The sequence below is a fragment of the Pseudomonas sp. GW822-FHT06D10 genome, from assembly GCF_058799535.1.
In genome coordinates, this window is sequence record NZ_JBXALN010000005.1 from 276,826 (window position 1) to 291,215 (window position 14,390).

Sequence of the window (14,390 nt, forward strand, 5' to 3'; positions counted from 1 at the left end):
GGTGTCGCGTAAAAAAAGGCGCGATGGTGCCAGCTTTGGCCGGGTGTTGGAAGGGTTAACGGGCCAAAGGTCATGGATCTGCACTCTAATCGCTCATCGGCTGCTTTTCGGGTGTGTTTTTGGTGCGCCATTTCGTCCTGCAAGTGAGTCGGCCGGTAACGAAATGGCGAAATGCCATTGTTCTCAATGACTTGGGATTTCCATCGGTCGGCTCGCCAACCCTTGTTGCCCGGGGTTCTGTAACATTTTGGCGCAATTCTTGCGTGCGATATAAAGAACGCCCTGTTGGATTCTTTTTACGAGAACGAATGCAGACCGGGTGGAGTTACTCTTTTTTCGTTGCAAAGGTGCTTTTCATGAGCGGTACGCAACTCTCCAATGACCTCGAACAGGGGCTCAAACCGCGGCATGTGACCATGCTGTCGATTGCCGGCGTGATCGGCGCAGGCCTCTTCGTCGGCTCCGGCCACGCCATTGCCGAAGCCGGCCCCGCCGTGCTGCTGGCCTATGCTGCCGCCGGCACCCTAGTGGTGCTGGTGATGCGCATGCTGGCGGAAATGGCCGTGGCTTCGCCGGACACCGGATCGTTCTCCACCTACGCGGACCGCGCCATCGGCCACTGGGCCGGTTTCACCATCGGTTGGCTGTACTGGTGGTTCTGGGTGCTGGTGATTCCCCTGGAAGCCAACGCTGCCGCGACCATCCTGCATGCCTGGTTCCCCAACGTGGCGATCTGGGTCTTCACTCTGGTGATCACCCTGCTGCTGACCGCCACCAACCTGTTCAGCGTGAAGAACTACGGTGAGTTCGAGTTCTGGTTCGCCCTGATCAAGGTGGTAGCCATCATCGGCTTCGTGATCCTCGGCCTCGCCGCCATCTGCGGCCTGCTACCCAACAGCCAGGTCAGTGGCGTATCGCATCTGGTGGACACCCAGGGCTTCATGCCCAACGGCATGGGCGCGGTACTGGCCGCCATGCTGACCACCATGTTCTCCTTCATGGGCACCGAGATCGTCACCATCGCCGCGGCGGAATCCCACAACCCGGGCAAGCAGATCTCCAAGGCCACCAATTCGGTGATCTGGCGGATCGGCCTGTTCTACCTGGTATCGATCTTTATCGTTGTGGCGCTGGTGCCTTGGAACGACCCGAGCCTGGCCCAGGTCGGCTCCTACCAGACCGTGCTCGACCGCATGGGCATCCCCAATGCCAAGCTGATCGTTGACCTGGTGGTGCTGGTGGCCGTGACCAGTTGCCTGAACTCGGCGCTCTACACTGCCTCGCGCATGCTGTTCTCCCTGGGCAAGCGTGGCGATGCCCCGGCCGCCGCCAAGCGCACCAACGCCAGCGGCACGCCTTATTGGGCGGTGATCCTGTCCACCGCTGCGGCCTTCCTTGCGGTGTTCGCCAACTATGTCGCTCCGGCGGCGGTGTTCGAATTCCTCCTGGCCAGCTCCGGCGCCATTGCCTTGCTGGTGTACCTGGTGATTGCCGTCTCGCAACTGCGCATGCGCCACAAGCGCATGGCTGCCGGCGAGAAGATCGCCTTCCGCATGTGGCTGTTCCCGGGCCTGACTTACGCTGTGATCGTGTTCATCGTCGCGGTGCTGGGCATCATGCTGTTCCAGGAAGAGCACAGGGTGGAGATCCTCGCCACTGGCCTGCTCAGTGTCATCGTCATCGCTGCCGGCCTGATGGTGGCCCGTCGGCGCAAGGCCGAGCGCAATGGTGCCCTGGCACTGAACTGACGGTTTGCTCCGCTCTTTATGAAAAGGCCGCGCTCAGAAATGACCGCGGCCTTTTTCATGTCCGGATGCAACTTGGGGGGGGGCTGCTGGTGGCGGGCAGAGGCTCGCTCGCGGCCTGGCGACGGGGCGCTTTACCCACCCGGGGCGCCTGCTGATAATCCGCCACTCGGTTAGCTTGGGATGCAGCGATGAAAGACCTGGATATGGATGATGCCGAGTGGGAACTGCTCGACCTCGAATGGCATCAAGGGTTCGCCTTCGTGGAGGGGGCGCTGTTGGTGGAGGAGCGAGCCCGGGATGTGTACCTCATGCTGCAGCGTGAAGGGCGGACCCCGGCTGAGCAGGCTTGCCAGGCCGCGACCGAGCAATTCCCGGCTTCCCCCCTGGTAGAGGGCGAGCCGCTCTGGCGACATCGTGTTCATCGGCACCTGCTGCGTGATGCGCGGGCCGATTATTATGCGTTGCCCCGTTACTTCGCGCGTTATGGCTACCACCCGTTGCAAGCCTTGCCGGTGCGTGCGTGTCGGGGCTTGCAGAGCCTGGGCCATGACCATTGGCGTGATCAGTGCCGTGCCTACTTCTGTCATGATTACGGGCAGGAGGTGATCGACGGCGCGCAGCCTGAGCGCCTGGCGCTTGTGCACCCGGTGCCAGAAAACTGGCCTGCGGGGTCGGTGCTGTTCAGTGACGGGGACAAGGTCTTCCTCGGCGCCCGGGCGATCGCCGGGGCGGAGCAGCAGGTACGCGGTACCAACCATCCGGCTTATCAAGTGATCAGCGGCCAGGTCTGCCGGGGCGGCGTTGTGCTGCATCAGAAGGACGGTTCGCCGTTGCCGATTGCCAATCCGGATGGCTTCCAGATGCTGGCCTGGCGCTGGGGTACGGATGGGCATTCGGTGATCGTCCAGGCGCAGCAGGGCTCGAGCATCGCCTATGAGTATTTCTACCGCATCGACAACGTCGATCTGGCGACTTTCAGCGTGCTCAACGAGCGCTACGCCAAGGATGCGCGGCGGGCTTATTACCTGACCGGAAAAACCCTGCGCTATGTCGGTGACTTCCGCCTGCTGAACCGTGTTCAGTCGGTGTTCGACGCTGGTGGCCGGATCTTGAGCCAGAGTGAAGCGGCGGACCCGTACTTTGCCGTGGACGATCAGTTCGTCTACTGCAATGGCACCCGCCTGCGTGGTGCCGATGGCCCGAGTTTCCGTCACCTGGGATTCGACTACTACGCTGACCGGCATCGCGTCTACCGGCGCAGCAAGCCGCTGGACGTGGATGTAGAGAGTTTTGTAGTGGCCCAGCTGGAGCGTGGCGAAGGCAACTATTCGCCGTTGCTGGTGGGTGACAGGCACGGCCCGCTCGGTTCGGATGGGGTGATCGATGACACCATGCTGCAAGAGTGGTCGGCGTACTTCGAGGCGCATCCGCAGTTGCAAGATTATTGGTGGCATCGCTTGCAGGCACCATCGGTGTCAACAGCCCAGGCCTTGCGTTCCATCGGCTCCGGGTTCGAGCTGGGGAGCCAGGTGCACTTCCATGGCCGCCCCATCAATGGTCTGGATGCCGGCAGTTTCAAGCTGCTGGACACACACCTGTGTGGCGATGCCAACGGCTTGTACCTGATCCCCTTTCATCGCGCCGAGACCCGGGTGCCGGAGCGATTCTCTTCGGCCTGCGCCGATCATTACCGTGCCCTGGGCGGCCCGTACCTGACAGATGGCCAGAGGGTTTTTTGCCACAGTGTCTTTTATCAGGTGCCCGAGCCTATGGCCAAAGCGGATCTGGCCAGCTTCGAGTCATGCGGGCATGGCTGGGCCCGGGACAAGGGGGCGGTGTATTACTACGGCGCAAGAAAGAAGCCCCTCGACCCGGCGCACACTCGCGTCATGGGCAGCTACGCCTTCACCGCGACACTGATGTTTGCTGCCGGCAAACCGCTGGAGGTGGAATTCAGCCCGGAGGAAGTGATGGTTCCACATCCGGACTTTCTGCAATTGGGCACGCGCAAGCTGTTCTGTGGCCGGCGGCCGGTGAGTGCCAAGCGCATCGACCTGGCCAGCCTGGAGTTTGTTGCCCAGCGCTATGCCCGGGACAAGCAGCGTTTCTACCAGTACGACGGTTACGCGACGCTCAGCGAAATCAGTGCCCAGCAATACCACCAGGCACTGACGAAGGCCTCGGCTGGGGATACCGGCTCTGAGAGTTTGGCGTTCTGAAAGGCAAAAAAGGCTGCCGTCAGCATTGACGGCGGCCTTTTTGCTGGATTTGTGACTTGTTACATGGCGTTTCATGGACAGCCCGCTGGCGAAATAGTAGCCTGCGCGCTCTTCGATAAGAGCTCTTGCGTGCCAGCGTGAGAGGAGCTATGGAATAGCGCTGTATTGCAAGGGATTGAATGCTTGTCGGGGCCCTGAATCCGCCTTCTGCTTCTGTCCCTTGTTCCCTGCGTGGCCGCCATGGTTCCTGAGTGTCAGCGCCTGCCTGACAGTCCCGGTTCGAAGAACGAGCATTCAGGGTTCAATGGTGATCGCCCGGCCATTGGTCCCTTAAAGAAAGGGCGGCAAGGAGACGCGCATGGCGTTCACTAAAATCATCTTCAAAAACCCGAACACCGGAGCCATCAAGGAAGCGCCAGTTGGTTTCTCCTGGACCGTGTTCTTCTTCGGCTTCATCCCGGCGCTGTTCCGCGCCGACTGGAAATGGGCTGCCATCATGTTCCTGCTGGCCATGTTCACCTTCGGCCTGAGCAACCTGGTGTTCATGTTCATCTACAACAAGCTGTATGTACGCGACCTGATCGGCGCAGGCTTCAAGGCCCAGTCCATCGCCAGCGGCGACCTGAACTTCGCCAGCTCGCGCATCGGCATGGAAATCCCTCGGCTGGAAGCTGCCTGAGCATCACGCCAGGCTGTTTGGCTGAAACGAAAAAGGGCGCATTCATTGCTGAATGCGCCCTTTTTTTATGCCCGGAAGAAACTCAGCCTTCGGCGCTGAACAGTGCCTGGGATGCGGCCATGTAGTCGGCCTGGAAGGCCTCGGACTCGATCCAGGCCAGGGCCGTGGCCTCGTCGGCCTCGGTGGACCAGTTACGGTATTCGATCAGCGCCGCAAGGATGAAGTCCGTGGCGCCCTGTTCGCCCTCCTGCTCATAGACCAGCTCCAGCAGCGGGTCCGAGAGGAAGACCGTGCACAGCGCCTGCTGGCTGGTTTTCTCGGCGTCGCGCATCTTCACGAACAGCTCGGTCAGGTCCACCGATTCGAAGTCGATGCGGCTGTCGTTGGGGTCCAGTTCCAGTTCCGAGGTCGGTGCAGTGCGCTTGGCGCGGTTCTGCTTGGCCTTGGCCTTTGCCCGGGCGGCACGTTTGTGTTGTTTGTCGATCGATGCCATGGGCGTCTTACCTTGTTGCGCAAAGGGGCGGCGCTCGCGGATTCGGGGCGAACGGCCGGTCAGGCGGGAAAGGATGCCAGCAAATCGCTGCGCTGGCACCCGCCAAGGCCTCAAGGCGAGTACCGACGATCCTGCATGGGCCGAGGTCCATTGCGGCGCAGCACCTGTGCCAAAGGTTTTTTGCAGCCTTTTCCCATTGCCTGGGAATCTGATTTCATTTGCCGGGAAACTCCATGCACCATGGCTGCAAGAGGCCGCTATGCACTACCACACGCCCACTGACCGTCTGCTGCAAATACTCGTGGCCCTGGGGCAATCCCCGGAGGCCATGTCTGCCAAGGAGCTGTCGCTGAACCTGCAGCAGCCCCTGAGCAGCACCTATCGCCACCTCAAGACCCTGCTGCGCTGGGGGCTGGCCCAGGACAATGGCCAGGGCCGTTACCTGCCCGGGCCTGCTTGCCTGCAACTGGCGAAGAAGTTCGACCGCGAAGGCCTGCTGGTGACCCTGGCCAAGCCGGAGCTCAACCGTCTGGCCGAACTCAGCCAGGAAAGCGTCGCGCTGATGGTGCCAAGCAACGGGCAGGCGATCTGCATCGAGCTGGTGGACAGCCCGCAGCCCTTGCGCTGCTGCTACCAGAAAGGCCTGGCGCAGCCGCTGCTGCTGGGCGCCTCGGCCAAGGTGTTGTTGGCCTACATGGAGCCTGAGCTGTGCTTGTCGATCCTGCGCCAGCAGGGCGTCGAGGAGGCGGATTTCGCCGCGCACCTGGACAGCTACGGGGCCATTCGCGCCGCCGGGCATGCGGTGAGCCTGAGCGAGATCGATCTGGGCATCTGGGGTGTCAGCGCGCCCTTGCTGGACAGCCGTGACCGCTTGCAAGGCGCCATCAGCCTCATGGCCCCGGCGTTCCGCGCCGAACAGCGCAGTGAGCGGCTGATCCGCTGGACCCGCGAAGCGGCCCAGCGCCTGAGCGCCCGACTGGATTGAATTGACTGGAGCAAGACCATGATCAGCACCGCCCCCATGCACCTGTGGCAGGGTCGTATCGACCTGTCCGAAGGCCTTGCCGCCCGGCGCTGGCACCAGTGGGTGCAGCCCTGGGCCGAACAGCAGCCGGCGGGTATCGCCTTGCTCGGGCTGGCCTGTGACGAAGGGGTCAAGCGCAACCAGGGGCGCACCGGTGCCAGCCAGGGCCCGGCAGCCTTGCGCGCGGCCCTGGCCAACCTGGCCTGGCACGGCACCGGCCCGCTGTATGACGCAGGGGACGTGACTTGCACCGACCACCACCTGGAAAGCGCCCAGCAGCGCTACGCCGAGCGCCTCGGCCTGTTGCTCGAACAGGGGCACCTGGCCCTGGGGCTGGGCGGTGGTCATGAAATCGCCTTTGCCAGCTTCAGTGGCCTGGCCGATCACCTGCGCCGCCAACAGCCCTGCCCGCGCATCGGCATTCTCAATTTCGATGCCCACTTCGATCTGCGCCATGCGCCGCAAAGCAGCTCCGGTACGCCGTTCCGGCAGATCGCCGAGTACTGCCGGCAGGCCGGCATGCCTTTCGAGTATTGCTGTCTGGGGGTCAGCGAGTTGAGCAACACCCAGGCGCTGTTCGAGCAAGCCCGGGAGCTCGATGTGCGCTACCTGCTGGACCGGCAGATGCAGGGCTGGAACCTGCCGGCAGTCGAGGCCTGCCTGGACGCTTTTCTCGACGGTATCGACGTGCTCTACATGACCCTGTGTCTGGATGTGCTGCCGGCCAGCCAGGCTCCCGGCGTCAGTGCGCCCTCGGCCCACGGGGTGGATGTACAGGTGGTCGAGCACCTGGTACGCCGTGCTCGGGCCAGCGGCAAATTGCGCGTGGCCGACATTGCTGAACTCAATCCCGGGCTCGACCAGGACCAGCGCACCGCCCGCGTGGCCGCGCGTCTGCTGGCCAGCCTGATTCACTGAGGGGCATGCCCCTCGCCGCGCAACACCACAATGACAAGAAGAGATGTTTGCCATGCCGACTTTTGAATTGGACGCGCTGACCACCCTGGCGCTAGCCCTGATCCTGCTGGGGGTGGGAGCCCAGCTGAAGAAACGCAGCCGCTGGCTGACCCAGCTCTGTGTCCCGGCGCCGGTGATCGGCGGTTTCGGCTTTGCCCTGATCGTCTGGCTGCTGCGCGATCAGCAACTGCTGGCGATCAAGCTCGACACCGCGATCCAGACGCCCTTGATGGTGGCGTTCTTCACCACCGTGGGCCTGGGGGGCAGCCTCGGCCTGCTGCGTCGTGGCGGCAAGATCCTGTTCGTCTACCTGGGGGCCTGCTGGTCCCTGGCGCTGCTGCAGAACCTGGTGGGGGTCGGTGCCGCCAAGGCGCTGGGCATCGACCCGCTGCTGGGCATCATGGCCGGTGCGGTGTCCCTGGAGGGTGGCTTTGGCGCGGCGGCGGCCTTTGGCCCGATCGCGGAAAACCTCGGGGCGGTGGGGGCCACCACGGCGGCCCTGGCCTCGGCCACCTTCGGCATGGTTGCCGGCGGCTTGTTGGGCAGCCCGCTGGCGCGCTGGCTGATCGAGCGCAACCGCCTGCAGATCCAGGCCGATCAGGTCAGTACCCTGCAGCACCTGGAAAACGCTGCCCAGGGTTCGGTGGCGCCTTTGGATGCGCCGACCCTGCTGCGCCTGCTGACCTGCATTCTGCTGATCATGGTGCTGGGTTTCTGGATCGGTAGCGCGCTGAACGAGCACCTGGGCATCGTCCTGCCAAGCTACGTGGGGGCGATGTTCGTGGCGATCATCCTGCGCAATCTCAATGACCGGGCGCGGATCATCGACATCCCCGACAGCGCCGTGAGCACCCTGGGCGACGTATGCCTGGGGGTGTTCCTGACCATGGCCATGATGAGCCTGAAGTTCTGGGAACTGGAACAGCTCGGCCTGCCGCTGCTGGTGATCCTGGTGGTGCAGGTGCTGGTGATGGTGCTGCTGTGCGTGTTCCTGCTGTTCCGCCTGTTTGGCGGCAACTACGACGCGGCGGTGTTGTGTGCCGGCTTCATGGGCCACGGCCTGGGGGCCACGCCCAATGCGGTGGCCAACATGGGCGCGATCTGTGATCACTACAAGGTCTTTTCCTACAAGGCCTTCATCATCGTGCCGCTGTGCGGTGCGGTATTGATCGACATCGTGGCGATCCCGCTGATCACCTGGTTCATCAACGCCTTTGCCTGATCAGCGCCCCGGCGTCAGCTCTTGCCCCGGGCTGTTCGGGGCCGGGCTTGCGTGCTGCAGCCAGTGCAGCAGCAGCGGCCAGAGCCGGCTTTCGAAGCGGCTGTGGAAGAAGGCGAAGTGGCCGATCTCGACCTCACCGATGTCCTCGGGGCGAATGCGCCAATGGGTGCGCGTGCTGTTGTCGAAGTAGCCCAGTAGCCGCTCGATGGCTGCCACGGTGCCGAAGGGGTCGTCGCTGACGCTGATGGCGAGGATCGGGGCGCTGACCTGGGCGAAGGGCTGCCCACTGCGCTCTGCGGCCAGCCTGCGGCCGCTGGGGCGGCCTTCGTAGCGCGGGTGCGGGGTGGCCCAGTCGCGGACCACCCCGGCGGGGGTGTCTTCCATCCAGCCCAGGCGCTTGCCGGGGAAGTAGCCGTACAGGCGGGTCAGCAGGGGCATCAGCACATGCCACTTGCCCAGCATGCGCCAGCGCTGGGCGGGCACGTAGTCGCGCCAGTAGGCGAACTGCGCGCCCATGGTGGCCGCGCGGCGGATCACCCCGGCGGAGGCCGCCAGGCCCAGGGCGCAGCCGCCGAAGCTGTGGCCCACCACGTCGATCGGTTGCCCGGGAAACTCGCGCCGGGCGCGTTGCAGCATGGCTTCGAAATCCAGCGCGCCCCAATCCGACCAGGATGCCTTGAGCCCCTTGAGCGAGGCCGGGCGCGACTCGCCGATGCCGCGGTAGTCGTAGGTCATCACGTCGAAGCCGTTGGCGAACAGGTAGTCGGCGAAGCGAAAGTAATAGCGGCAGCGCACCGAGGTCGCGGCGTTGATGATCACCACTGCGCGCGCCGGATCGGCTTGCGCGTGGCGCCAGCTGAAGCCGCCAAGGCGGAAACCGTCCGCCGCCACTTCGCTGAAGCGTTCACTGGGGCCGGGCGCCGGCTCGGCAGTGGCGGGGCGGGCGGCAGGCAGGTCGGGCGAGGACAGCAGGGACATGGGCGGTTGTTCCTTGGCGGCTGTAACGGACCGGAGCGACCCCAGGCGTTCAGCGACGATTTTTTTGTGCGCCCATTAATACCCGGGCGATCCACAGCGCGGCAACTGCCAGGGCTCCCAGCAACAGGGTGCTGGTGCCCTGCCAGAGCAGCTCGATATAAAACTGGGTGGGCTGCAACGCCTGGCTGTAGGCGAGCTTCGGCCCGGCACGGTTGCTGGTGACGATCTGTCCGTCCAGCAGCGCGCTTACCAGGGTCCAGCCCAGCAGCGCAGTCAGTGCCAGCAGCACGCTGCCGATCAGCAAAAAAAACCAGGCCCCGCTGCGGGTCTTGCCGGGCTGGGGATGGGGCAGGCGGACTCGGGTTCGTTTCTGGTTCACGAGAGCAGTTCCTTTGCGCCCGGATGGGCGGATGCCTGCAACTTTACTCCCAGGCGGGCCCATGGGAATAATCCGGGCCCGGTCGAGCCCGGGTACCCCTATACGTCGATGGAGCCTTGAGCATGGAAGTGAAGAATCAGATGAGCCCGGAACAATGCCAGGGCATGGACGATATCCGCCGGGAAATCGATGCCCTGGATCGAGCGGTCATCGCCTTGCTCGGCGCGCGCTTCCAGTACGTACTGGCGGCATCGAAATTCAAGACCTCGGCGGCCACCGTGCGCGCCGAGGAGCGTTTCAAAGCCATGCTGGCCACTCGTCGCGACTGGGCGGCGGCCGAAGGCCTGAACCCGGATGCCATCGAGAAGATGTACAGCGATCTGGTGCAGCACTTCATCGCCGAGGAGATGAAGCATTGGCAGGCGGCGCAGGCTCCGAGCCGAGGGGCTGGTCCCCTAGCCTAGGCTCCTTTGGTTAAAGGCCTCACGCCGAATCGATCTAAACCGCCCTGTGTCAGGTTTTACACTCAATAGCAGGAGCTATGGGCGAGCCTGGTTGCACAAGGCGAGCGAGGGTTTTCATTCGGCTTCTGGCCTGAGACATGGCCTGGCCATTCAAGATGAAGCAGGGGAGACCCGGGCGCTGCCGTCCCGGGGCCAGAGGCCTGACGGTGGCGTCCCATTCAGTGGTTCGAGACGAGCCCGGGAGTGGTCATCATGAAGTCCTTTTCTATGAGTGTCCTGTCAGGTGTTATCGCGGTGCTGCTATTGGCCGCACCAGTGAGCGTGCGCTCCGCCTCCACCAGCAATGAGCCGATCGACCCGGCTGGCGTGCAATTGGAGCCGCTGCAACAGAACGGTATTTCCTATGTCAGCGGCGGCATCGGCCTGGACGAGTCGCGGGCCATTCAGCAGGCCAAGGGTTACAACCTGCACATGACCTTTTCCGTCGGCTCAGGGAACGAATACACCTCGGATGTCGATGTGCTGATCCAGAACCCGCAAGGGCATCAGCTGTTGAGCCTGAGCGGAGTGGGCCCGATCGTCTTTGTGCAGTTGCCGGCCGGCAGATACCAGGTCATCACCACCCGCAAAGGGCTGGAACAGCGGAGCATGGTCGATATGAAAGTGGCGGCTATGCGCGATCTCAACGTCCACTGGAATAACGGTTACTGAGAGAGGGGTGGTGGGGTGCCCGGCGTTGAGCATGGGTGATGCCCAATTCCAGGTCTGAAAACCCTGAATCGAAAGGTTCAGGGTTTTTGCTATTGGCTGGGAGAGGGCGCGCTTGTCTGGTGCGGGGCGATTCACATCATTTCCACACAGGCCAAGCCATCATGCGTCACCGCACGCAACGAGCCTGACAGGCGATCCGAATATGAATCTGAGTGTTCTCTATGCATTGGCTGCCGCCGCCTTGTTCGGCGCCAGTACGCCGCTGGCCAAGCTGTTGGGGGTGGATGTTGCGCCGATGCTCCTGGCCGGGTTGTTGTATCTGAGCAGTGGTGTCGGCCTGGCCATTGTTCGTTTCGCTCGGGATCGAGGTTGGCAACGTACGGGGCTGACGGTGCGCGAGTGGCCGTGGCTGATGGGAGCCATCCTCTTTGGCGGCGTGCTTGCCCCGGTCGCCCTGATGTTCGGCCTGACACGGACGCCGGGTGCCACCGCCTCATTGATGCTCAACCTGGAGTCGGTACTCACGGCGTTGCTGGCGTGGGTGGTGTTCAGGGAGAACGCCGATCGACGGATCGTGATCGGCATGATTGCCATCGTATTAGGCGGGATCGTTCTGTCATGGCCGCACCAGAGCGCCACTGCGCATGACTGGACGGGACCGCTGGCGGTGGCTTTCGCCTGTCTTTGCTGGGCCATTGATAACAACCTGACCCGGAAAGTCTCCGCCTCGGATGCGCTGTTCATTGCGGGCAGCAAAGGCTTGGCGGCGGGGGTGGTCAACACCAGCCTGGCGTTGGCCATCGGCGCGCAACTGCCTGCTGTGACCACGCTGAGCCCGATACTGCTGGTGGGGTTTCTGGGGTACGGCGTCAGCCTGGTGTTGTTCGTCCTGGCCCTGCGTGGGCTGGGCAGTGCGCGAACCGGGGCGTACTTCTCCACGGCGCCATTCCTGGGAGCAGTGATCTCGATTCTGATCCTGGGCGAGCCGGTTTCTCTGTGGTTCCTGGTGGCGGCGGCACTGATGGCCATCGGCGTGTGGATTCACCTCATGGAGAATCATGCCCACGAGCATCAGCATGAGCCTCTCGCGCACAACCATCGCCACCGGCATGACGAGCACCACCAGCATGAACACGGCTTTGAGTGGGACGGCTCAGAGCCCCACAGTCATCCCCATGAGCACGCGCCGATCCGGCATAGCCACGCGCACTTCCCCGATATTCATCATCGACACAAGCACTGAGCGGGCCGGTTACTTTCAGTCACCAGGTGAGGGCTTGCGCTGATCGGACCTGCTCTTTACTCTGCGCCGGTCGCTGCCAAATCAGCGGCCGGGTGTAGGAGCCCGAGAGTCGCACCGTGCACAGGCGCCCAGCTTTTCTTGGGTGCTTCTTGCTGCCCTGTGTTTTATGGCGGCTGTGCGCGGGCACGCTTCGGCGTGGCCGGGTTGTGCGACCGGTCTCCTACCCCGCGTACAGCTGCCACCCGGCTTGTAGGAGAGCTTGGGGGGAGCTTCCCTAACGCACGGAGCTACACCAATGAACGGATATATCCCTCTTCAACACACGCCAGCGGACAACCCCGTCCTGCTGATCAATCCCCATGCGCCGCTGGTCGATCTTCTGGCCTGCGCCGATCAGCGCATACGCGCCCTTCACAAACTGATGAACAGCCTGTCCTGCATGACCGCGCAAACGGCCGACGCCAGCGACCTGTTCCAGATCGCCGACATCGCCTCGCTACTGCTCGGTGATGGCGTGGCCCTGCTCGATGTGGCTCGGGGGCGGGCGATGGAGAGTGCCGACAGGGCCTCCTGATCGGCGCAGGCGGTGCGCCAGCGAGTTTGATTCTGGGCACCCTTGGAGAGCCCGAGAGAGTGTCACGGCGCCTCAAGCGGTGCTGGTATGAACCCTTGCTCTCGAAGCGCCTTGATCATTCCTCTGATGAGGTAGCTGTTGGAGAAACCGATGGTGTACTGCCGGGCGTTGGTGCTGATGGGTAACAGCATGCCCTGGTCCACCAGTTTCTTTATTTGATAGGTCCTTTGCCCGGCAGTCAGCTTGGGCAGCGCCTGGGCGATATCGCTCGATTTAACAACACCTGACTTGATCGCCGTGGTCAGTACCGTTTCTTCCGCAGCAGTGATCCATTGTCGATCCCGAGCAAAGGTAATGGCGGGAGCCAGGATGTACCGGGTCAGGTAGCGATAGTCGGTGAGGCGGTTGACCTTTTCCAGATCGTCCCTAATGCCCTCTAGAGCATAGGTACACCAGGTCTCCAGCCCGGCCTTGGTTCCTTGGTCCGCGGTGGCGAGCATGGCGTAGTAGCGTTCCCGATCATTGAAGAAAACAGCGGTAGGGTTGAGTACGCGGCCACCCGTATCGACGTTGAAGCCATATTTCATCAGCTGTGCGTAAGTCAGGAGGCGCACCACGCGACCATTGCCGTTGCCAAAGGGGTGAATCCAGCCAAACCGGTGATGGGTCAAGGCCACTTTCATCAAGTCGTATTTGGGCAGGTCCTCCCGATTGACGAACTCCACCAGCTCTTGCATGTAGCTGGGCACCATCAGGGCATCAGGAGGTAGGTGGGTGGCCTGAGCGATCTGCACTGCGCCCTGGCGATAAGCTCCAGGCGTCCTATCGCCCTCTCGCTCCAGGTCTTGGACGGTCATCGCGTGCAGCTCTCTGATGGTGAGCTCGGTAATCGGTGTTCCCGGGCGAATGGTTTGCTCGATGTAGTCCAAGGCTTTTTCGATGTTCGCCACTTCGCGTAGCTGATCGGTGTCCTCGGCTGTGCCTTCAACCTTGCTCTCGATGTAGTCGGCAAGTGTTGTGTGGTTGCCTTCGATGCGCGCCGAACCCAGGCTTTCCAGGATGTGGAAGATCGTTTTCAGCTGATAGAAGACCGCAGGAGGCGTATCGCCTTCCAGTCGCAAGCGCCGAAGGTGCTCAAGCTCGCTGAGCACGTCCACCAGATGGGAGTCGAAGGACGGGTTTAGCAGCTCAAGATCGTGATGGAAGAATGCAGGCATTGTGCAAACATCTCGAAAGCCGAAAAAAACATCTATGATTTTTTTGCTGTAGGCCCTGTTCTATAGGGGTTTTGGTCGAATATCAAAAGATGATTATCTCAAGATGGTTCTTCATTTAAGTGAACGCTTGAGAAAAGCTGAGGCGAGATGCGCTGTGTTGGCGGCGTGATGGTCGTGCAGGGGGCTTGGTTGTGCAGGAAAGAAAGCGGAGGTATCGCGCAGGGGGGAGGGAAGGGCCAAATCTCAGGCAACAAAAAACCCGCACTAGGCGGGTTTCTTGGTTGCTTTCACGTGATGCGTTCACCACGTGAAAGCTGAAGGTGGTGCCCAGAGACGGAATCGAACCGCCGACACGGGGATTTTCAATCCCCTGCTCTACCGACTGAGCTATCTGGGCAACGGGGCGCATTAAACGGGTTTTTCAGGGGGGCGTCAAGCAAGTTTTGAAAAAAATGTTTAATTATTACCGTCGCTTACGTTCC

Annotated in this window: 14 protein-coding genes and 1 tRNA gene; 10 read left to right on the forward strand and 5 right to left on the reverse strand. The window is 62.4% G+C overall.

Going from position 1 to position 14,390, the window contains the following annotated elements; all coding sequences use genetic code 11:
- Window positions 1-356: 356 nt before the first annotated feature.
- From gabP to AC1RL5_RS18585, 3 genes are all read left to right on the forward strand, one after another.
- Window positions 357-1,748, forward strand: a complete 1,392-nt coding sequence (gene gabP, locus AC1RL5_RS18575; RefSeq protein ID WP_011058720.1) for a GABA permease — start codon at window positions 357-359, stop codon at window positions 1,746-1,748.
- A 188-nt stretch (window positions 1,749-1,936) separates the two neighbouring features.
- Window positions 1,937-3,967 (forward strand): DKNYY domain-containing protein, encoded by a 2,031-nt coding sequence (locus AC1RL5_RS18580; RefSeq protein ID WP_492589510.1) that lies wholly within the window; start codon window positions 1,937-1,939, stop codon window positions 3,965-3,967.
- Window positions 3,968-4,325: 358 nt separating this feature from the next.
- Window positions 4,326-4,646 (forward strand): hypothetical protein, encoded by a 321-nt coding sequence (locus AC1RL5_RS18585; RefSeq protein ID WP_011058722.1) that lies wholly within the window; start codon window positions 4,326-4,328, stop codon window positions 4,644-4,646.
- Window positions 4,647-4,728: 82 nt separating this feature from the next.
- Here AC1RL5_RS18585 and AC1RL5_RS18590 read toward each other — a convergent pair whose 3' ends face one another.
- Window positions 4,729-5,139 carry a hypothetical protein gene (locus tag AC1RL5_RS18590; RefSeq protein ID WP_011058723.1) on the reverse strand — a complete coding sequence of 137 codons (411 nt, stop codon included), beginning with the start codon at window positions 5,137-5,139 and terminating at the stop codon, window positions 4,729-4,731.
- 259 nt (window positions 5,140-5,398) lie between these two features.
- On the opposite strand from AC1RL5_RS18590, the gene AC1RL5_RS18595 reads away from it, so the two are divergent.
- From AC1RL5_RS18595 to gltS, 3 genes are read left to right on the forward strand one after another with little or no spacing between them, the layout of a single operon-like run.
- Window positions 5,399-6,124, forward strand: a complete 726-nt coding sequence (locus AC1RL5_RS18595; protein ID WP_019093890.1) for an IclR family transcriptional regulator — start codon at window positions 5,399-5,401, stop codon at window positions 6,122-6,124.
- A gap of 18 nt (window positions 6,125-6,142) precedes the next feature.
- Window positions 6,143-7,081 (forward strand): formimidoylglutamase, encoded by a 939-nt coding sequence (gene hutG / locus AC1RL5_RS18600; protein ID WP_093407147.1) that lies wholly within the window; start codon window positions 6,143-6,145, stop codon window positions 7,079-7,081.
- Between the two features lie 52 nt (window positions 7,082-7,133).
- A complete protein-coding gene (gene gltS / locus AC1RL5_RS18605) occupies window positions 7,134-8,342 on the forward strand; it encodes a sodium/glutamate symporter (RefSeq protein ID WP_065364941.1) in 1,209 nt (402 codons plus the stop codon).
- Here the strand turns inward: gltS and AC1RL5_RS18610 are convergent, their stop codons facing one another.
- Both AC1RL5_RS18610 and AC1RL5_RS18615 read right to left on the reverse strand, forming a co-directional pair.
- A complete protein-coding gene (locus AC1RL5_RS18610) occupies window positions 8,343-9,320 on the reverse strand; it encodes an alpha/beta hydrolase family protein (RefSeq protein WP_041115266.1) in 978 nt (325 codons plus the stop codon).
- A 49-nt stretch (window positions 9,321-9,369) separates the two neighbouring features.
- A complete protein-coding gene (locus AC1RL5_RS18615; RefSeq protein ID WP_065364819.1) occupies window positions 9,370-9,699 on the reverse strand; it encodes a hypothetical protein in 330 nt (109 codons plus the stop codon).
- 122 nt (window positions 9,700-9,821) lie between these two features.
- On the opposite strand from AC1RL5_RS18615, the gene AC1RL5_RS18620 reads away from it, so the two are divergent.
- The 4 genes from AC1RL5_RS18620 to AC1RL5_RS18635 all read left to right on the forward strand — a co-directional run bounded on the left by AC1RL5_RS18620 (window position 9,822) and on the right by AC1RL5_RS18635 (window position 12,691).
- Window positions 9,822-10,163 (forward strand): isochorismate lyase, encoded by a 342-nt coding sequence (locus AC1RL5_RS18620; RefSeq protein ID WP_011058729.1) that lies wholly within the window; start codon window positions 9,822-9,824, stop codon window positions 10,161-10,163.
- Between the two features lie 252 nt (window positions 10,164-10,415).
- Window positions 10,416-10,874 (forward strand): hypothetical protein, encoded by a 459-nt coding sequence (locus tag AC1RL5_RS18625; RefSeq protein ID WP_103407092.1) that lies wholly within the window; start codon window positions 10,416-10,418, stop codon window positions 10,872-10,874.
- 202 nt (window positions 10,875-11,076) lie between these two features.
- A complete protein-coding gene (locus AC1RL5_RS18630) occupies window positions 11,077-12,117 on the forward strand; it encodes a DMT family transporter (RefSeq protein WP_207239929.1) in 1,041 nt (346 codons plus the stop codon).
- A gap of 295 nt (window positions 12,118-12,412) precedes the next feature.
- The gene (locus tag AC1RL5_RS18635; protein WP_103407090.1) at window positions 12,413-12,691 is read left to right on the forward strand and encodes a hypothetical protein; all 279 of its coding nucleotides are present in this window, start codon (window positions 12,413-12,415) and stop codon (window positions 12,689-12,691) included.
- A 62-nt stretch (window positions 12,692-12,753) separates the two neighbouring features.
- On the opposite strand, the gene AC1RL5_RS18640 is transcribed toward AC1RL5_RS18635, so the two are convergent.
- Both AC1RL5_RS18640 and AC1RL5_RS18645 read right to left on the reverse strand, forming a co-directional pair.
- Complete coding sequence (locus AC1RL5_RS18640) at window positions 12,754-13,908, reverse strand: Fic family protein (RefSeq protein WP_072452109.1); 1,155 nt, start codon at window positions 13,906-13,908, stop codon at window positions 12,754-12,756.
- A gap of 321 nt (window positions 13,909-14,229) precedes the next feature.
- A tRNA-Phe gene (locus AC1RL5_RS18645) sits at window positions 14,230-14,305 on the reverse strand.
- Between the last annotated feature and the right edge of the window lie 85 nt (window positions 14,306-14,390).